Source organism: Azospirillum largimobile (genome assembly GCF_977007025.2).
Window position 1 is genome coordinate 558,360 of the sequence record NZ_CDRMUA020000005.1, and the last position, 18,229, is coordinate 576,588.

The window sequence follows — 18,229 nt, forward strand, 5'->3', positions numbered from 1 at the left end:
TGTATGTCTCTGGGATGCCCTTGCCGGGCGTTCCTCGTGGCAGGCCGTTCGATGCGGCCGGCTCTTATCGTCGCGCAGCGCAAACGCACGTGCCCGCCGCCGTCCGGATCAGGGGACGGGGCGGGCGCGGCATCATGCATGCTGCCCGTCGGTCAGCAATATTTACGCAGCATCTCGCGCACCTTGTCGGCCATGTCCGGCCGGTTCAGCGCGTGGGCGACCGTCGCCTCGATGAAGCCGACCTTGTCGCCGCAGTCGTAGCGGGTGCCTTCGAAGCGCAGGCCGTGGAACGGCTGGTTGCCGATCAGGTTGGCCATGGCGTCGGTCAGCTGGATTTCGTTGCCGGCGCCGCGCTGCTGCTTTTCCAGATGGTCGAAGATTTCCGGCTGCAGGATGTAGCGGCCGATGATCGACAGGGTCGACGGCGCCTCGGCGGGCTTCGGCTTTTCCACCAGGCCGCGGACGGTGGCCAGACGGCCGTCGTCCTTCTCGACGTCCAGGATGCCGTAGCTGCTGGTGCGTTCGCGCGGCACGTCGACGACGGCGACGATGTTGCCGCCGACCTCCTCGTACGCCTCGACCATCTGCTTCAGGCAGGGGGTCTTGCCCTGGACGAAGTCGTCGGGCAACACGATGGCGAACGGGTCGTTGCCGATCAGGGCGCGGGCGCACCACACGGCGTGGCCGAGGCCCAGCGGAACCTGCTGGCGGGTGTAGAAGCAGCGGCCGGGAGCGATCTCGCTGTGGCGGACCTCCTCCAGCGCATCCATCTTGCCGCGCTCTTCAAGCGTGCGGTTCAGTTCGGTGTCGGCGTCGAAATGGTCTTCGATGGCGCGCTTGGAACGGCCGGTGACGAAAACGAAATCCTCGATGCCGGCGGCGCGCGCCTCTTCGACGGCGTGCTGCAGCAGGGGGCGGTCGACCAGGGGCAGCATCTCTTTCGGGATGGCCTTGGTGGCCGGCAGGAAGCGCGTGCCGAGACCGGCGACCGGGAACACCACCTTGCGCACGGGTTTCCGCATTGGACGTCTCTTGTGGTTGAGGCGAAGTCAAATCCATGGTCCCACGGCATTGCCCGACCGCAAGCGGAGCCGGCGGAAGCACGACCGTGTTCCCGGGCTTTCTGCCACGCCTTCCGCGACTGCGCAACAAACCTTCCGAGACCGGGCAAAAGGCTAGTCCCGGCGGCCGAAATCAAATGAAAACCGGCCGAATGTCCTCATTCCGGCCGATCTTTATCCGCAAGGTCCGAAGCCGCACCGGACCTTTCTCATAGGCAGTAACGCTTGTAAAAGGACGGAAAATCAAAGGCGCGACACCGTGCCGCTGCCGGCGCTGCTCCATCGCCCCGTCATCATTCCCGCATCGCTGAACGAGCCCGCTTTCCGTATGACACGCGGTTCGCGGCCCTTGCGCGAGAGGCACGGCGGCGGCCATGTTGCGGCCCATGACCCCCGACTCGCTGCGCGCCCGCGTGCTCCATCAGGACGAGCTTTGCTTCGTCATCGACAAGCCGGCCGGTCTGGCCGTCCACAAGGCCGGACGGATCACCGACCATCTGGAGCTTTACCTGCCATTCCTCGGCGAACCCGACGGGGAGCCGCCGAAGCTCGCCCACCGGCTGGACCGCGACACCGCCGGCTGCCTGATCCTGGGCCGCACCCCCTGGGCGCTGAAACGGCTCGGCCAGATGTTCGCCGCCGGCCATGTCGAGAAGACCTATTGGGCGGTCGCCGACGGCATTCCGGAGACCGGGTCCGGCGTTATCGACCTGCCGCTGCTGAAAAGGATAGAGCCCAAATCCGCCTCTGGCGCCGGCCGCTCGTCCTGGACCATCCTGCCCGATCCGGCCGGCCAGCCGGCGGTCACCGACTACCGCGTCCTGGGCACCAGCGCCGATGGCCGCTCCTGGCTGGAGCTTCGCCCGCGCACCGGCCGCACCCACCAGATCCGCGTCCATTGCGCCGCCATCGGCTGCCCGCTGGTGGGGGAGCCCTTCTACGGCCCCGAACGCCTGCCCCCCGGCAACCTGCACCTGCTGGCCCGCTCCGTCGCCTTCCGCATGGCCTTCGAATATGCGGCGGTCGATGCCGTCGCCCCGGCACCGCTGCATATGCAGGTCGCGCTGTCCGCCTGCGGCTGGCAGGGAGAGTAAGGGCGCTCCCGCGCAAAAGGGGGACTGCCGCCTTATCCGCCACATCCCACTGTTAAAGGACAAGGCCCCCCACAACCGACGGAGCGATCAGGATGGGACAGGCGGTCACCGACAACCACGCCATGAACCGGTTCGAACTGGCGGTCGGCAACCAGACGGTCTACGCCGACTACCGCCGCAACGGCCGCACCCTGGTGATTTCCTATGTGGAGGCCCCGCCCTCGCTGCGCGGCACCGGCGCCGCCGGCCGCCTGATGGAAGGCGTGATGGAGGCCGCCCGTGCCGAGGGGCTGAAGATCGTCCCCCTGTGCAGCTACGCCGCCATGTGGATGCGCCGCAACCGGCAGGACGACCTTCTGGCGTGAGGCGTCCAGCTATCCATTGAGAAAATCAATGGAAGTGCCGAAAACTATCAATTTCCTATTGGCCCTATCCCTCGTTAGCGTCCGGCCAAGGGCTGCCGCAGTGCGGCAAGGCCCGCGCTGACGATTATGACGAGGGATGATCCATTATGGACGCGCTGCTGTCCGCACCGATTCTGTTCTTCGGCCTTGGCGCCGCGATCGCGCTGACCGGTGCGCGCATTCCATTCCCGGAGGGCTTCGGCAAGGCGCTTGCCGCCTATCTGCTGGTCGCCATCGGCTTGAAGGGCGGCGTCGCCCTGGCCGGCGCCGATGTGGGCGCCGTGTTGCCGCTCCTGCTGACGGCCGCGCTGCTCAGCCTGTTGATGCCGATCCTGGGCTTTGGCCTTCTGCGCTCGGTGGCCGGGCTGGATCAGGTCAATTCGGCCGCCATCGCCGCCCATTACGGATCGGTCAGCCTCGTCACCTTCGTCACCGCCACCAAGCTGCTGGAAAGCCAGGGCGTCACCTTCGGCGGCCACATGGTTGCGGCGCTGGCGATCATGGAAGCCCCGGCCATCGTCAGCGGCCTGCTGCTGGCGGGCGCCACCGGCATGGCGTCTGGCGTTGCGGCGGGCGGCAACGGCGCCACCATCTCGGTTCCGCTGGGCGGGACCGGCGGCGGTGAACCGGCCCAGGGCGGCTCGATCAAGGACGCGATCCGCGAGGCCGCCTTCAACGGCTCCGTCCTGCTGCTGGCCGGATCGCTGCTGGTCGGCCTCGTCATCGGCAAGCCAGGCCTGCAGAGCCTGCACGGCCTGTTCATCGCCCCCTGGGACGGCGTGCTGTGCCTGTTCCTGCTGGAGATGGGCTACCTCGCCACCTCCCGGCTGCGGGAAGCGGCGTCGCTCAGCCCGCGGCTGATCGCCTTCGGCATCGTCATGCCGCTGGTCGGCGCGGTCATCGGGCTTGCCGCCGCCGCCGCCCTGGGGCTCGGCCTCGGCGACGCCGCCCTGCTGGTGACGCTGTGCGCCAGCGCCTCCTACATCGCGGTGCCGGCCGCGTTGCGCCACGCCCTGCCGACGGCGGAGCCGGGCCTGTCGCTTCCGCTGTCGCTGGGCATCACATTTCCTTTCAACATCCTCGTCGGTATTCCACTCTACCTCGCAGTGAGCCGGGCGGTGCTGAGCTGACCGGCCGAGCCGGAACCAACACCACCATGACGGCGACCGCCATGCCCGCTCCGCTGCCGCCCTTCGACCTCGACCTGCTGCGCACCTTCGTGACCATCGTGGACAGCGGCGGCTTCACCCGGGCGTCGGAGCGGCTGGGCCGCACCCAGTCCACCATCAGCCTGCAGATCAAGCGGCTGGAGGACGGGCTGGGCAAGCGCCTGTTCCTGCGCGAGGGCCGCGGCCTGGACCTGACCCCCGACGGCGAGGTGCTGCTGACCTATGCCCGCCGCCTGCTGGACATGGCGGGCGAGGCCTGCGCCCTGCTGATGGAGCCGGAGGTGGGCGGCGTGGTGCGCCTCGGCACGCCGGAGGATTTCGCCACCGCCCATCTGCCCGACGTGCTGTGGCGCTTCTCCCGCGCCCATCCCCAGGTGGCGCTGGAGGTGCAGTGCGACTTCACCGTCAACCTGCTCGACCGCTTTTCCCGCGGCGAATACGACCTCGTGCTGTGCAAGCGCGAACCGCAGGGGCCGGCCGGCGGCGTGAAGGTCTGGCGCGAGCCGCTGTTCTGGGTGGCGTCCGACCGCCTGATCCTCGATGCGGGCGCCCCGGTCCCGCTGGTCCTCGCCCCGCCGCCGGACATCCACCGCAAGCGTGCCATCGATGCGCTCGACGCCCGCGGCCGCCCCTGGCGCATGGCCTACACCAGCCCCAGCCTCGCCGGCATCAAGGCGGCGGTGACGGCCGGGCTTGGCGTCACCATCCTGCCGAAGGACATGCTGGCCCCCGGCTTCCACATCGTGAACGCCGAACATGACCTGCCCGACCTGCCCGACATCGAAACCGCCCTCTACCGCCAGCCCGGCCCCCTGCCCAAGGCGGTGGACCTGCTGGCCGAACACATCATCCGCTCGCTGGAGAAGACGGCGGCGGGGTGAGACAGATAAGCATTATATTATTGATTAAGATGGGGACTTGCGCACACAATCCGGTATATAGCCGATGAGTAGTTTTTGAATATCTCAACTATCCTTACTACATCCAACATGCTAATGTCCGATGCGTCGTCGTTATGATGAACAATCATATTCCTTTTTTCTATTGTTGATGATATTATATCCTTGAAACCCTTAAATTCCTCATCATCTTCCAAATTAACCCCAACCCTTTCAAAGGCTTTAATAGTCTTGTAGAAATTCCCAGACACCATATCTGAAATTTCTTTTCTTGTTGTACTTATTGAGAACGGCTTAAAAGCGAAACCCTTTTGATCTTCATTGTTACCGCCCTTGTTTTTATTACCTAGCGTGCTCCACAAAACTAGGTTGTGCGGTATATTCGACTGATTTACTCTCTGCTGAATTATAGTCATATACTTGAATGCCAAATCTTGAACAAAAGCTTCCAATATTGAGCATGCGCTAACAACGTATGATTTGGTAAAAAAAGTTCAAGTATTGGGAAAATAGAGGATCTGCATCTTCCCTAATCACTCTACTGTTCGACTCGTTTGCTACCGCAATTAAATCATCAAATTGCCGATGAAAAGAACCAAGAACAGAGACATCAATCACGAATAGCCTCCTGTAACTTTATGCTCCAGTCATGGTTACGCTTATTGATGGAAGATTTTCTCTGAAGACCTCCAGCTGTAGAACGGCTAAACTCATCAGAGTTGCACAGATCAATAAAAGCAGACCGAACTTCTTCTCTTTTCGCTCTCAAAACATCGTGATCAATCTTTCCAAGGGTACTCATCAGAAGGTCATAGTACACAACACCTTGCCGCCTCCTATCTTTGCTGATATCAGAGAATATTTCTGACTTATCAAAAATGATAAGACATGCCTCAAGGCTATTGTTAAATGCTGACCGAAGCTTTTTAAGCTTTGCATCACTATATTTAGAAGCCCTTTTCATATACCTATCGAGGAATTTAGACAAATTCCCTTCGTATTTTTCTGACGCCTCATAAAATGAAAAGAACCTCAAAACTAATTCTTCGCCCTCTCGCCCATCTCTTTTGCTCTTCCCTTCCTTTCCAAGACCAAAATTTCTTATTATCTCGTTTTTCGCTAGAGATTGCAGCATTTTGTCAAAATTACCTGAATACAAGGCATGCCTAATCTCTTGATCAGACAGAGTAACAGCTCCCTGGTTCAAGCGAGCAAAAATTTCTGTTATCAGCTCATCTGGGTTCTCTCTACGTAAAATAATGCATCTTATGGTTGTTGACTCCAAGTCGGATTTATAGCTCCCGAGCTGCGAGAATTTCTTTCCTTCAAGATCTGGAAAAGCGGTCATTTCCTCAAGAGCAAACTCATCATTAAAGAAACGCAGCACGGTAGTTATTCTTTGGACTCCATCAATAACCAGATGGGCGCCGCCATCTGTCTCAGCGAAATAGCAGGAGGGAAGCGGGATTCTCATTAGACAAGATTCGATGAACTTAGAAGCACGGACCCATCCATCTTTATCCCACTTATACTTTCTCTGGAAATCTGGATCCAAAATTAACTTAGGAGGATCTGCCTTTGCTCTTTGAACGAGAGTTTCAAAAGGATAATCAACGGTGTTCAAGCTCAAGGTCGATGCTTGCGCCATTATCTAAAATCCCTACTATCAATCCCAGAATCAGGAGGTTGGCATGGCTGTGCGTTTATCGCAACAGGAAGAAGCGAGGTCAAAACAATATATGCGCGAATATCGGCACACCCACCCATTATCCTAACTCCAGAGTTGTAACTCCCAACACCCGCGCCAGATCGGTCACCGGCGCTGGGCCCAGATACATCCGCGCCGTCTCCAACTGCGGCGACAGCCCCAACTCCTCCGCCATCCGCAAGCCCGCTCCGTTCGGCTCCGGCACGTCGAGGAACACCGGCCCCTCGCCGGCCGCCCGGCCCAGCGCCAGCACCAGATCCCGCGCCACCCCGGCGTCGGCGGCATAGAGCGGGCCGATCTTGAAACCGCTGTGGCAGGGGCGGATCACCCCGAAGCCGGTCAGGTCGCCACCGCTCACCGCCGCCAGCGCCGTGGCGCCGGGAAGGGCGATCCAGTTGGCGAGAAAACCGGGGCGCGGCGCCGGGAACAGGTCCGCATCCAGCGCCGCCAGCCGGTCGAAGGGCACCGTCCGGGCATTCACCAGCGTCGTCCGCCCTTCCGCGCCATCCGGCACCGTGCCGCCGAAGCGGATGTTGCGGTGGGACAGGGCGAAGCCGGATTTCCGGTAGTTCTCCTGCTGGGCGACCACGCCGTCCAGGCCGACGGTGCAGCCCTCCAGATGGCGCAGCCCCTCCTGCCACAGCCGCCAGCCATAGCCCCGCCCGCGCGCCTCCGGCCGCACGATGTAGAATCCGAGGAAACCGAAGCTGCCGGGATACCGCACGACCGACAGCGAGGCCACCGGCCGGCCGTCGAGCAGCCCGACCAGGAAGCCGGCCGGATCGACGGCATGGAAGGCGCCGGCGTCATTCAGGCCGGGGTTCCAGCCCTCCGCCCGCGCCCAATCGACGGCCAGATCAAGCTCGGCCCGGCTCATCACGCGGACCCGGTAGCCGTCGGTCTCCTGCTCTTCGGTTCCCAGCATCTCGGCCCTCTTCGAACGCGTCCCCATAGGACACAGCGTAACCATCAACACGCCGCACGGAAAGGATCCCCTCTCCCCCCGGGGAGAGGGTTAGGGTGAGGGGGATGCGCCGCAGAGTTTTCGCAAAGAGCCCGCCGCGCTTCCCACCCACCCCGCCCCCCTGGGGAAAGAGAGGCACGCGAATTTTCACCCACCCTTTTCCCACCGGCCGACATCCATGATAGGAACATCGTCCTGCCAGCCGTTGGGAAGGGACCGCCATGCACCATCCTCACGCCGCTCCGCCACCCGATGAAACAATGGAACACCGCCCGGATTCCTGTTTCACGGCGTTTCAAATGTTCAGTCCCGCACCGCCTGCGCGCCCCTCCGCCGTCGGATGAAACAGTGGAACGCCAGCCGCAACCCTGTTTCACGCTGTTTCAAACGTCCCACCCGGCGCCCCACGGGCGGGGACCGCGCGCCGTTGCTTTCGCGGCGGGAGTGCGGTTAAGTCCCCGCCGGTTTCCGCTGATCCCCTCCGAGTCCATGCCCGCCAACTCCCCGGACCTCGCCACGTCCCGTTCCGCCCCGACCTCGGCGCCCGCCGCCGGGATCGACGCCATGTTGCGGGTGCTGGCCGGCGTAGCGGCCCTGCTGCTGGGGCCGCTGGCCGCGGTCGCGCCGCGCGGGCTGCCGGTGTGGGCGATCCTGGTGCTGCTGCTGTCGCTGGCCGGGCTGGCGCGGCAGGGCGCGTTCGGGCGTATCCTGCGGCTGACGCCTGCGGTCGCGGCGGTCACCGCCTTCCTGGCGCTGGCGTTGGCCACCTCGTTGTGGAGCCCGTCCGACCGCGCGGCGGCGACGGTGGGGGAGATCGGATACATCGCGCTCGGCGCGCTGGCCGGCGGCGCCTGGATCGCCGGGCTGCCGGCGGCGGAGGTGCGGCGGCTGGCCGGGCTGTTCCTGGCCGGCGGGCTGGCCGGCGGGCTGCTGTTCGCAGTCGAGGCAGCGCTGGATTTCCCGCTGAACCGCTGGTGGAACGGCGTCCCCGACGACCAGCTGCCCAACCTGCTGAACGGCAATGTGCCGAAGCGGACGGCGGCGCTGCTCTGCCTGCTGGTCTGGCCGGCCGCCCTGGCGATGGACCGCTTCGGACGCCGGGCGCCGGCGCTGCTGATGCCGGTGGGCTATGCGCTGGCCTGCCTGCCGCTGACCAGCCGGTCGGCCATGCTCGGCATCGCCGCCGGGCTGGTCACGCTGGCAGCCGCTCAGGCGTCCGCCCGTTGGACCCGCCGGCTGTTCGCCGCCGCGGTCAGCGCCGCCTTCCTGCTGGTGCTGCCCGCCGCCCTGCTGTTCTCCGGCCCGCTCGACCTCGACCATTCCGGCCTGCTGTTCCGCTCCGCCCAGCACCGGGTGGAGATCTGGGGCCATGCGGCGGAGCGCACGCTGCGCACGCCGGTGTTCGGCCAGGGCATCGACGCCTCGCGCTCGCTGCCGCCGGAAGGGGCGATGTCGGAGTTCTCGCCGATCGGCGACAGCCTGCTGCCGCTGCACCCCCACAACGCCTTCCTTCAGGTCTGGCTGGAGACCGGTGCGGTGGGCGCGGCGCTGGCGCTGGCCGTGCTGCTGATGCTGCTGGCCGCCACCGCCCGGCTCGACCGCCGCGCCCAACCCTTCGCTCTGGCGCTGTTCGCCGCGGCGCTGGCGATGGGCAGCACCGCCTACGGCATCTGGCAGCCCTGGTGGATGTCCGGATTCCTGGCCGCCGCGCTGATGCTGCGGCTTGCGGCCCGTATCGGGGAACAGACACGATGAGCAAGCGCCCGCTCCGCATCCTGGTCATCAAGCTGGGCGCCTTCGGCGACTTCTTCCTGGCCCAGACCGCCTTCGCCGCCATCCGCCGCCACCATGCGGGCGACCGGATCACCCTGCTGACCCTGCCCTCGCTCGCCCCGCTGGCCCGCATGAGCGGCCTGTTCGACGAGGTGCTGGAGGATCCGCGCGACCGCTCGCTGTCGGCCTATCTGGCGATCCGCAAGGTTCTGCGCGCCCACCGCTTCGACCGGGTCTACGACCTCCAGGCGCAGACGCGCACCGACCTGTACCACCGCCTGCTGTTCCCCGGCCCCTGGCCGGAATGGTCGGGCACCGCCCATGGCGCCTCCCATCCCGACCGTTACGAGGGGCGGCGCAAGGTGCCGGTGCGCGAGCGCTATGTCCGCCAGCTCGCGCCCTTCGGCATCGTGCCGGACGAGACGCCGGACCTGTCCTGGCTCGACGCCGACATCTCGAAATTCGGCCTGCCGGAGCGCTTCGCCCTGCTGGTCCCCGGCTCCTCCCCCGGACGGCCGGACAAGCGCTGGCCGGTGCGCCGCTATGCCGAGGTGGCGGCGGCGCTGGCAGACCGCGGCATCGTGCCGGCGGTGATCGGCACGGGCATCGAGCGCGACCTCGCCCGTTCCATCGCGGAGTATTGCCCGCAGGCGGTCGACCTGACCGACCGGACCAGCGTGCCGGAACTGGGCGGGCTGGCACGCCGGGCCTGGGGGGCGGTGGGCAACGACACCGGCCCGACCCACCTGATCGCTGCGGTCGGCTGTCCCACCGTGGTCGTCTTCTCCGACGCGTCCAACCCGATCCACAGCACCGGCCCGCGCGTGCTGATCCACCACCGCCCCGACTTCGCCGACATCGACAGCGCCGGCGTGGTCGAAGCGCTGGACCGCGCCCGTGGCGGGGACAGCGCCTAACGGCAGAAGGGGAACGGCGCCACCTTGGGCATGTAGATCGGGATCCACTCGCAATGGGTCACCGGGTTGGGCAGGCGGCGGGTCTCGATGATCGGCCAGGCATGGGCCGCGACCACCACCAGCGCCACGCCCCCCAGGACCCAGCGCCGTGATTTCGCCCGGTCCAGCAGCTCCGGCATCCGCGCCAGCACCCAGGCGGCCGACAGAATCGCCAGCGGGTCGGTGTAGGCGGCATAGGCGCGCTGGAAGCCGCGCAGCGAGAACAGGGCCTCCAGCCCCCAGGCCACCAGCAGCAGGAACAGCGCCTGCGCGGCGGGCAGCCTCTGCCCGCGCCGCCACAGCACCACCGCCCCGGCGATGGCGAACCACTCCACGATGATGGTCTGCGGGATGTTGTCGGGGTGAAGGACGATGGTGCGGATCGCCAGCGTACGGCCGATGCCCGCCAGCAGCAGCGCCAGCGTCCCCTGCCCCACCACGTTCCCCTGGCCCTGCAGCGCCGCGCCATGCCGCCAGGAGGAGAAGACGAACATGTGCTCGACAAAGTTCGCCACGGCGATGGCGTTCTGCTCGTTCCAGCGGATGTCGAGCGCCAGCAGCCCGGCCGCCAACCCCAGCAGCACCGCCGCGGCCCCGGCGACCGTGCGGCTCGCCGGCACCCGATGGACCACCGCATGGACCAGGATGCCGACCAGCACCCAGCCGGCGACAATGCTCTGATAGCCGCCGCCCGACAGCCCGCCGCCGACGGGGGTGTAGGGATAGACCGCCCGCCCCCAGCCGGCCAGCCCCGCCTGGATCAGCCCGAAGGCCGGCACCGCCGCCGCGGCCGCCAGCAGCCCGACCAGCGCCGCCACGCCCCAGCCCTTGCCCGGCGCGACGTCCGGCTCCGCACGCTGCCCGAACAGGATCGCCGCCACCGGCAGCCCCATTGCCAGGAAGACCGCCTGCACCTTGGTCACCATCGCCAGCCCGACCAGCAAACCGCCCAGCGCCAACTGTATGAGCGACGTTCCACCGCACTGCCTGCCATCGGCCGGCCGCACCGCCCGCAGGACCAGCAGCAGGCCCAGCACGACGAAGCCGGCCGACAGCAGGTCGGTGCGCATCTGCCGCCCCTGCGCCGTCAGTCCGACGCCGAAGGCCAGCAGGATGCCGGCCAGCAGCGCCACCCGCCGGTCGCCCACCAGCCCGCGCAGCAGGGTGGTGTAGCTGACGGCGAAGGCGGCTGTCAGCAGGATCGACAGCGCCCGCCCGGCCTGGATCAGCGACTGCCACACGGCTTGCGTCGCCGCGACGTCGCTGCCCGGCGGCAGGGCCGACAGGGTGGCGACCGGCAGCAGCCCAACCGCATGCAGCAGACGGTACCAGACGTCGATTACCAGGAAATAGCCGTAGCCGGGATGGTCGAAATACTCCTGCGGCAGCCCGTCGCCGAACAGAAGCCCATGATAGGCCAGCACCAGATCCTGGTCGGAATGTACCCAGTAAGGCAGCCGGAACCCCACCAGCAGGATCGACAGCGCCATCGCCGCGGCGAGCCCGGCACACAGCAGCCACCAGGGCGCCGCCGCGACGCGGTCGAAAAGGGACGGACGGGCGGTGGAGGGAACGGGCGTCATCGGCTTCCTGCGCTCACGGTTCAGGTCGGCGGGCGCCTTGTGGCATGGAATGCGCCGGTTGGGAACCGTCTCACGCCTCTCTTCGGGAACCACTCCGATTCCACGGTGTTGCCCTCATGGAACGGCGGAGTCGGGAGTCTCCGCCTCTTTCGTGGTGCCTCGCACGAGTGGCTTTGCAACGTTGGCGGGTCGCTGCCACAAAATACGGTATGGCAGACCCGCCGGGCAGACAAATGGGGGACTCGATGGCCGATACCGACGACATCCAGGAGCGTATCCGACGCCGCGCCCATGAGTTGTGGGAAAGCGAAGGCCACCCGCAAGGCCGGGATGCCGACCATTGGGCCCAGGCGGAAGCGGAAATCCGTGGCGCCAGCGCGCTGGAGCCGACCGAGAAGGTCGCCGGGTCGCGCAAGAGGACCGGCACCTCCAAAAACGCAGGCAAGAGCACCCGGGCCGCCGCCGAATCCCTGTCGGAGGTCGCGAAGGCCCCGGCGGAAGCCCAGCCCGCTCCTGCCGCACAACCAAAGGCGAAAGCATCCGCCAAGCAGCCTGCGAAGTCGAAGGCCGCCGCAAGCCCGCCGGAAGAGGCCGCTCCCGCCAAAGCTCCCGATGCGAAAGCGCCGCCAAAATCCGCCACCAAGGCTTCGGCCGCCAAGGCTCCTCCAGCCAAGCCGCCGCGTGCCACGAAGAAGGACAACGGCAAGACCGCCTCGGCCGGCTGAGCCCAGTCCCCCATCCATCACGGAACCCTGCGGCGCCGGGGCCGGTTGTCAGGTTTATCCTGCAACCTTCCCCGGAGGACCTGCCATGTCCGTCCTGCCGTCGATGGACGACTGCATCCGCAACTGCACCGACTGCCACACGATCTGCCTGGAAACCGTCGCGCATTGCCTGAACAAGGGCGGGGCACATGCGGAGGCCGGGCATATCCGCCTGATGCTGGACTGCGTCGACATCTGCCGCACCAGCGCCGATTTCATGATCCGCGGCTCTCGCTTCCACCATCTCACCTGCGGCGCCTGCGCAGAGATCTGCGCGGCCTGCGCCGACGACTGCGACCGCATGGCCGACGACCCGATGATGAAGCGTTGCGCCGACATGTGCCGCCGCTGCGCCGAAAGCTGCCGGGCCATGTCGCACATGGCGGCATAACGGACGCCGGCCGGTTCGGGCGCTCCGGCACAAGCACTCCTCCACGCCCTTCGTCGCCGCAGTCCTCACGGCGTGCATGGCAGGGCAACGCCGCCGTCGCGCCTCTGGCGTCCGCGACAGGATCGCGCCTCTGGCGCGGGCGACAGGAGATTGCTAAGGTGCCCACCCGTTTCGTTCCATTCCTTTCGCCAACTCGCCCAAATCGACCAGCTGAGGACCGATCCATGCCGCACTACCGTTCCCGCACCTCCACCCACGGCCGCAACATGGCGGGCGCGCGCGGCCTGTGGCGGGCGACCGGCATGAAGGACGGCGATTTCGGCAAGCCGATCATCGCCATCGCCAATTCCTTCACCCAGTTCGTCCCCGGCCACGTCCACCTGAAGGATCTGGGGCAGCTGGTGGCGCGCGAGATCGAGAAGGCCGGCGGCGTGGCGAAGGAGTTCAACACCATTGCGGTGGACGACGGCATCGCCATGGGCCATGGCGGCATGCTGTACAGCCTGCCCTCGCGCGAGTTGATCGCCGACGCGGTCGAATACATGGCGAACGCCCATTGCGCCGACGCGCTGGTCTGCATCTCCAACTGCGACAAGATCACCCCCGGCATGCTGATGGCCGCGATGCGGCTGAACATCCCGGCGGTCTTCGTCTCCGGCGGCCCGATGGAGGCCGGCAAGGTCAAGTGGCGCGGCAAGGTCAAGTCGGTCGACCTGATCGACGCCATGGTCGCCGCCGCCGACCCGACCGTCTCCGACGAGGAGGCGGCGGAGATGGAGCGCGGGTCCTGCCCGACCTGCGGGTCCTGCTCCGGCATGTTCACCGCCAACTCGATGAACTGCCTGACCGAGGCGCTGGGCCTGTCGCTGCCCGGCAACGGCACCATCCTGGCCACCCACGCCGACCGCAAGGAGCTGTTCCTCGCCGCCGGCCGCCTCGCCGTCGACCTCTGCCGCCGCTGGTATCAGGAGGAGGACGCCACCGCCCTGCCGCGCGGCATCGCCAGCAAGGCGGCGTTCGAGAACGCGATGACGCTGGACATCGCCATGGGCGGCTCGACCAACACCGTGCTGCACATCCTGGCCGCGGCGCAGGAGGGCGGCATCGACTTCACCATGGCGGACATCGACCGGCTGTCGCGCCACGTTCCCAACGTCTGCAAGGTTGCCCCGGCAGTGGCCGACGTCCACATCGAGGACGTGCACCGCGCCGGCGGCATCTTCGGCATCCTGGGCGAACTGGACCGCGCCGGCCTGCTGAACCGCGAGGCGCCGACCGTCCATGCCCCGACGCTGGGCGAGGCGCTGGACCGCTGGGACGTGATGCGCACCCAGGACCAGTCCGTCCACACCCTGTACCGCGCCGCCCCCGGCGGCATCCCGACCGTCGTTCCCTTCAGCCAGGAGCGCCGCTGGCCGGAACTGGACCTCGACCGCGAGAAGGGCGTGATCCGCAAGGCCGAGAACGCCTTCAGCCAGGATGGCGGACTGGCCGTGCTGTACGGCAACATCGCGGAGAACGGCTGCATCGTGAAGACGGCGGGCGTCGACGCCTCCAACCTCGTCTTCGCCGGACCGGCCCGCGTCTTCGAAAGCCAGGACGACGCCGTCGCCGGCATCCTGGGCGACGTGGTCAAGGCGGGCGAGGTGGTGGTCATCCGCTACGAGGGTCCGCGCGGCGGCCCCGGCATGCAGGAAATGCTGTACCCGACCAGCTACCTGAAGTCGAAGGGGCTGGGCAAGGCCTGCGCCCTGGTCACCGACGGCCGTTTCTCCGGCGGCACCTCGGGCCTGTCGATCGGCCACGTCTCGCCGGAAGCGGCGCAGGGCGGCGCCATCGGCCTGGTGCAGGACGGCGACCGCATCGAGATCGACATCCCCAACCGCATCATCCGCCTGGCCGTCGGCGATGAGGAGATGCAGCGCCGCCGCGACGCGATGAACGCCAAGGGCGTCGATGCCTGGAAGCCGGCCAGCCGCGAGCGCGTGGTCTCCCCGGCGCTCCGCGCCTATGCCGCCCTGACCACCAGCGCCGACCGCGGCGCCGTGCGCGACGTGACTCAGGTGGAGAACATCGCCGTCCGCCGCTGAGCGGGGGACCCTTCGCCTGCGCTCGTGTCATATTTCTCCGAGTCAGGCACGGCAAACATTCATCACAAGTAACAATCAAGGCGCCGCGCAAGTCGCGGCGCTTTCTTTTTGAGCAGAATTACATACACGGATATGCTAGCTTCCGCCTGCGCGAATTTCTTGGAGTGATGTATCGCTCGGATGTTCGCAAAATTCGAAATGCATGCTCTAATATGCCGACGCGATTTTCGCGAGGGGGGCGGGCATGGCGGACGCCATGTGGGGCACAGCGACCGACGACGGCGGTCCCGGACAGGATGCATCGCGCCTGTCCGCCGACAAGCCGCGCGAACGCAAGGTGGTGACGGCGATGTTCGTCGACATCGTCCGCTCCTCCGCCATGGTTGCCGGTCGCGATCCCGAAGACGCCGACGATCTGCTCCTGTCCATCCTGAACCGCGTGACGGAAGCGGTGCCGCGTTTCGAGGGCACGGTGACCCAGATGCTGGGCGACGGCTTTCTGGCGACCTTCGGCGCTCCCGGCGCCAAGGAGGACCACGCCCTGCGCGCCTGTCTGGCCGCCCAGGACATCCTCAGCGCCACCCGCGACGAACAGGGCCGCCCGATCTTCCACATCCGCATCGGCATCAGCTCCGGCGATGCGGTCGCCCATGTGGTGACCAACGGCCTGTGGACGGATTACCGGGCGGTCGGCGAATGCGTGCATATGGCGGCCAAGCTGCAGCAGCGCGCCGCCCCCGACACTGCCCAACTCACCCGCGACACGCTGGACCTGATCCCGGTCGGCGTCGCGGTGCGCCCGATGGGAAGCCTCCGTTTGTCGGAGGAGGTTGAGCCGATGCCGGCCTTCCTGCTCGACGGGGCCCGCGCCGTGCGCCGCACCGCCACCGACCTGCTGTCCGCCACCAATGCCCCCTGTGTCGGCCGGGAGCAGGAGGTGGCGGCCCTGTTCGCCATGGCCGATGCGGTGGAGGGCGGGACGCCGGTCCAGCTCCTGCTGCAGGGAGAGGCCGGGATCGGCAAGTCGCGCCTTGTCGGCGAATTCCTGCGGGACCCGCGCAGCCGGCGCTGGACCCTGCTGCAATGGCCGCAGATGCCGATCCGGCGGCTGGCCGATCCGGACGATCTGGAGGCGGTGGCGCTGAGCCTGGCGGAGCAGGTGGCCGGCTGCGCCAGTGAGCAGGGAATCGACTGGGTCTGCGAAGCGGCCGGGCGCCGTTCCGGCTCGCTGGCCGGCGACGCGGTGCGCACGCTGTTCGGCCGGCCGAGCCTGGATCCGCTATGGACCGGCCTGGACGCCGCGCAACATCTGTCGCTCGGGATCGAGGGGCTGGTGGGCGCGACGCTGGAATTGGCGGCTCCGTTCCGGCGCCCCGACGGCGCCGAGCCCGCCGGCGAGGCGATGGACGGCGTCGTGGGCCGGCCGCTGCTGGTTCTTGTCGAGGATGCGCACTGGGCGAGGCCGGTGATGGTGCGGCTGCTCGAACGGCTGGCCGAGGCCCTGCCGGGCTCCGGCTCCCGCCTTCTGCTGCTCGCCACCCGGCGGCCGCCGCCGCTGGGGCCGGAGTCGCAGGAGCAGGGCTGGAACGGCCGGCCGGGCGGCCGGCGCATGGAACTGGGCATGCTGTCGGCAGAACAGGTGCAGAGTTTCCTGGCCCATTGGCTGGGACCGGACTGGTCGCTGGTGGAGCTGAAGGCCCAGGTCGCCGCCCGCTGCCAGGGCGTTCCGCTCTATCTGGAGGAGGTCCTGCGCACGCTGGAGGCCACCAACGCCATCGAAGGCACGCCCGGCGCCTACCGGCTGATCGACCCGCTGGTGGTCCACAAGCTGCCGCGCACGCTGCACGCCCTGCTGGCCGAGCGCATGGACCTGATGACGCTGGAACGGCGCCGGCTGCTGATGAACGCGGCGGTGATCGGCACGACCTTCGACGTCGGACTGCTCCAGGCCCTGACCGGCATGCCGATGATGAAGCTGTCGGACTGCCTCGCCTATCTGGAGCGCACCGGATTCGTGCTGCGCACCCGCCTGCTGCCCAACCTGGAATATTCCTTCAAGCACGCGCTGATCCAGGAGGTCGCCTACGCCACCCTGACCAAGTCCGACCGCCGGGCGCTGCATGCCCGCGTTCTGGAGGCGTTGCGCCACCGCCGCGACCACGACCTGCCGAACCGCCTGGACCTGCTGGCCCACCACGCCTTCATGGCGGAAAACTGGCCGGTCGCCCATCTGTTCGGCCGCCGCGCCGGCGTGCGGGCCGAACTGCGCTCCCGTCTGGAGGATGCGAGCCGTCATTATCGGAACGCGCTGGATGCACTGAACCGCTGCCCGGATACGCCACGCAACCGCCTGCGGCGGATCGACGGCTCCATCGCCCTGGCACGCGCCAATCTTCCTCGCGGCCTCACGAACACTGCCGATTTCCTGGATCAGGCTCGGCAGCTGTCCTTGTCCATCCCGGATGTGCGGCGCTATGCTCGAGCGTCTTCCATGTTGGCGGCCGTCGAATGGGCACACGGCAACATTGATGATGCTATCCAATATAGTGAGCAGGGCCTGAAGGCAGACGATGGCAAGTTCGATCTGAACACGCGTATTCAGCTTCTGGTGCGATTTGGCGGCGTTCTAGCTGAGAAGGGTCGCTTCGCCGATAGCTGCCGCACTCTCGGCATAGCGCGCAAAATGCTGATCACCACCCAGCGCCGGGAGCGGTTTGGCCTTGCTACCATCGGCGAGGTTGGAGTGCTGGCGAATCTCGCGCGTAGCTTGGCTGAGATCGGCAACGATGTAGAGGCCACGTCCGCTGCCGTCAGTGCAGCCGAAGCTGCGGAAGCCAGCATGCACAACTTCTCAAGACTTTTCGCATACGAACATTTGGGTCTGGTCCATCTCCTCTTAGGGAATCACGCTGACGCCCTTCCAAGCATCAAGGTAGCACTGGAACTTTGCGGGGCAATCAACTCCAGGCTCCATAGGGCTTTCCTGCTGGGTGCATCCGGTTATGCGCAGGTACTCGGAGGTCGAATCTCAGACGGAATACATTGGTTTGAAGAATCTCTTATTGTAGCCCGCAGTGAAAAAGCCAATGCCTACATCCATCAGGTCCACCTGTGGTTTGGAGAGACTTGTCTGATGATTGGCGACTTTTCAAAAGCTCGGCGTCAAGCTTTGCTGGTTCAGGACTCTGCACAAAGAACCGGTAGAATTGGTTATTTAACCAAAGCTCGCGCCTTGGCTGCCGAATCTTTGTTTGTCGAAACCCGTGGGGATGCGGGGGCAACCCGAATGTTGGCACAAGCGGAACAGGATGCACGCAGTCTTTTGCTAACTCGTGTTGCGGAACGTTGCGCCGCACGTCGAATGAAAATGCTC

Annotated in this window: 14 protein-coding genes and 1 pseudogene; 10 read left to right on the top strand and 5 right to left on the bottom strand. The window is 66.2% G+C overall.

What is annotated here, in order from left to right; all coding sequences use genetic code 11:
* Nucleotides 1-152: 152 nt before the first annotated feature.
* On the bottom strand, nucleotides 153-1,022 hold the full coding sequence (galU, locus tag ACWPKK_RS27280; protein WP_324864474.1) for a UTP--glucose-1-phosphate uridylyltransferase GalU: 870 nt from the start codon (nucleotides 1,020-1,022) through the stop codon (nucleotides 153-155).
* 425 nt (nucleotides 1,023-1,447) lie between these two features.
* Here galU and ACWPKK_RS27285 point away from each other — a divergent pair, with 425 nt between their 5' ends.
* From ACWPKK_RS27285 to ACWPKK_RS27300, 4 genes are all read left to right on the top strand, one after another.
* A complete protein-coding gene (locus tag ACWPKK_RS27285; protein WP_452010717.1) occupies nucleotides 1,448-2,155 on the top strand; it encodes an RluA family pseudouridine synthase in 708 nt (235 codons plus the stop codon).
* 92 nt (nucleotides 2,156-2,247) lie between these two features.
* Entirely contained in the window at nucleotides 2,248-2,520 is a 273-nt protein-coding gene (locus ACWPKK_RS27290) for a GNAT family N-acetyltransferase (protein WP_324864470.1), read from the top strand.
* Nucleotides 2,521-2,666: 146 nt separating this feature from the next.
* Complete coding sequence (locus ACWPKK_RS27295; protein WP_452010721.1) at nucleotides 2,667-3,689, top strand: sodium-dependent bicarbonate transport family permease; 1,023 nt, start codon at nucleotides 2,667-2,669, stop codon at nucleotides 3,687-3,689.
* Between the two features lie 26 nt (nucleotides 3,690-3,715).
* The gene (locus ACWPKK_RS27300; RefSeq protein ID WP_452010724.1) at nucleotides 3,716-4,609 is read left to right on the top strand and encodes a LysR substrate-binding domain-containing protein; all 894 of its coding nucleotides are present in this window, start codon (nucleotides 3,716-3,718) and stop codon (nucleotides 4,607-4,609) included.
* Nucleotides 4,610-4,626: 17 nt separating this feature from the next.
* Here ACWPKK_RS27300 and ACWPKK_RS27305 read toward each other — a convergent pair.
* The 3 genes and pseudogenes from ACWPKK_RS27305 to ACWPKK_RS27315 form a co-directional block, all read right to left on the bottom strand.
* Nucleotides 4,627-5,106, bottom strand: a pseudogene (locus tag ACWPKK_RS27305) (HEPN domain-containing protein); the annotation flags it as partial.
* A gap of 131 nt (nucleotides 5,107-5,237) precedes the next feature.
* A complete protein-coding gene (locus tag ACWPKK_RS27310) occupies nucleotides 5,238-6,275 on the bottom strand; it encodes a DUF262 domain-containing protein (RefSeq protein WP_452010727.1) in 1,038 nt (345 codons plus the stop codon).
* 118 nt (nucleotides 6,276-6,393) lie between these two features.
* Nucleotides 6,394-7,260: a GNAT family N-acetyltransferase gene (locus ACWPKK_RS27315; RefSeq protein WP_452010730.1), complete on the bottom strand. Its 867-nt coding sequence runs from the start codon at nucleotides 7,258-7,260 to the stop codon at nucleotides 6,394-6,396.
* Nucleotides 7,261-7,788: 528 nt separating this feature from the next.
* On the opposite strand from ACWPKK_RS27315, the gene ACWPKK_RS27320 reads away from it, so the two are divergent.
* Together ACWPKK_RS27320 and ACWPKK_RS27325 are read left to right on the top strand one after the other, a co-directional pair.
* Nucleotides 7,789-9,054: an O-antigen ligase family protein gene (locus ACWPKK_RS27320; RefSeq protein ID WP_452010733.1), complete on the top strand. Its 1,266-nt coding sequence runs from the start codon at nucleotides 7,789-7,791 to the stop codon at nucleotides 9,052-9,054.
* Entirely contained in the window at nucleotides 9,051-9,989 is a 939-nt protein-coding gene (locus ACWPKK_RS27325; protein WP_452010736.1) for a glycosyltransferase family 9 protein, read from the top strand. The genes ACWPKK_RS27320 and ACWPKK_RS27325 overlap by 4 nt, the downstream gene beginning before the upstream one ends.
* On the opposite strand, the gene ACWPKK_RS27330 is transcribed toward ACWPKK_RS27325, so the two are convergent.
* The gene (locus tag ACWPKK_RS27330; protein WP_452010739.1) at nucleotides 9,986-11,611 is read right to left on the bottom strand and encodes a hypothetical protein; all 1,626 of its coding nucleotides are present in this window, start codon (nucleotides 11,609-11,611) and stop codon (nucleotides 9,986-9,988) included. The two genes, ACWPKK_RS27325 and ACWPKK_RS27330, sit on opposite strands and share 4 nt — an antisense overlap.
* Nucleotides 11,612-11,856: 245 nt before the next feature.
* On the opposite strand from ACWPKK_RS27330, the gene ACWPKK_RS27335 reads away from it, so the two are divergent.
* The 4 genes from ACWPKK_RS27335 to ACWPKK_RS27350 form a co-directional block, all read left to right on the top strand.
* Nucleotides 11,857-12,336, top strand: a complete 480-nt coding sequence (locus ACWPKK_RS27335) for a DUF2934 domain-containing protein (protein WP_452010742.1) — start codon at nucleotides 11,857-11,859, stop codon at nucleotides 12,334-12,336.
* 85 nt (nucleotides 12,337-12,421) lie between these two features.
* On the top strand, nucleotides 12,422-12,766 hold the full coding sequence (locus ACWPKK_RS27340; protein ID WP_452010745.1) for a four-helix bundle copper-binding protein: 345 nt from the start codon (nucleotides 12,422-12,424) through the stop codon (nucleotides 12,764-12,766).
* A gap of 224 nt (nucleotides 12,767-12,990) precedes the next feature.
* Nucleotides 12,991-14,856 carry a dihydroxy-acid dehydratase gene (ilvD, locus tag ACWPKK_RS27345; protein WP_452010747.1) on the top strand — a complete coding sequence of 622 codons (1,866 nt, stop codon included), beginning with the start codon at nucleotides 12,991-12,993 and terminating at the stop codon, nucleotides 14,854-14,856.
* A 244-nt stretch (nucleotides 14,857-15,100) separates the two neighbouring features.
* On the top strand, nucleotides 15,101-18,229 hold a 3,129-nt coding region (locus ACWPKK_RS27350), incomplete at its 3' end, for an ATP-binding protein (protein ID WP_452010749.1).

What these genes read in the sequence shown, in the direction of transcription:
- ACWPKK_RS27285 (WP_452010717.1), top strand. Translation starts at nt 1,448, where the DNA reads ATGACCCCCGACTCGCTGCGCGCCCGCGTGCTCCATCAGGACGAGCTT.
- ilvD (WP_452010747.1), top strand. Translation starts at nt 12,991, where the DNA reads ATGCCGCACTACCGTTCCCGCACCTCCACCCACGGCCGCAACATGGCG.
- ACWPKK_RS27330 (WP_452010739.1), bottom strand. Translation starts at nt 11,611, where the DNA reads ATGACGCCCGTTCCCTCCACCGCCCGTCCGTCCCTTTTCGACCGCGTC.
- ACWPKK_RS27335 (WP_452010742.1), top strand. Translation starts at nt 11,857, where the DNA reads ATGGCCGATACCGACGACATCCAGGAGCGTATCCGACGCCGCGCCCAT.
- ACWPKK_RS27310 (WP_452010727.1), bottom strand. Translation starts at nt 6,275, where the DNA reads ATGGCGCAAGCATCGACCTTGAGCTTGAACACCGTTGATTATCCTTTT.
- galU (WP_324864474.1), bottom strand. Translation starts at nt 1,022, where the DNA reads ATGCGGAAACCCGTGCGCAAGGTGGTGTTCCCGGTCGCCGGTCTCGGC.
- ACWPKK_RS27325 (WP_452010736.1), top strand. Translation starts at nt 9,051, where the DNA reads ATGAGCAAGCGCCCGCTCCGCATCCTGGTCATCAAGCTGGGCGCCTTC.
- ACWPKK_RS27320 (WP_452010733.1), top strand. Translation starts at nt 7,789, where the DNA reads ATGCCCGCCAACTCCCCGGACCTCGCCACGTCCCGTTCCGCCCCGACC.
- ACWPKK_RS27340 (WP_452010745.1), top strand. Translation starts at nt 12,422, where the DNA reads ATGTCCGTCCTGCCGTCGATGGACGACTGCATCCGCAACTGCACCGAC.
- ACWPKK_RS27290 (WP_324864470.1), top strand. Translation starts at nt 2,248, where the DNA reads ATGGGACAGGCGGTCACCGACAACCACGCCATGAACCGGTTCGAACTG.
- ACWPKK_RS27295 (WP_452010721.1), top strand. Translation starts at nt 2,667, where the DNA reads ATGGACGCGCTGCTGTCCGCACCGATTCTGTTCTTCGGCCTTGGCGCC.
- ACWPKK_RS27300 (WP_452010724.1), top strand. Translation starts at nt 3,716, where the DNA reads ATGACGGCGACCGCCATGCCCGCTCCGCTGCCGCCCTTCGACCTCGAC.
- ACWPKK_RS27315 (WP_452010730.1), bottom strand. Translation starts at nt 7,260, where the DNA reads ATGCTGGGAACCGAAGAGCAGGAGACCGACGGCTACCGGGTCCGCGTG.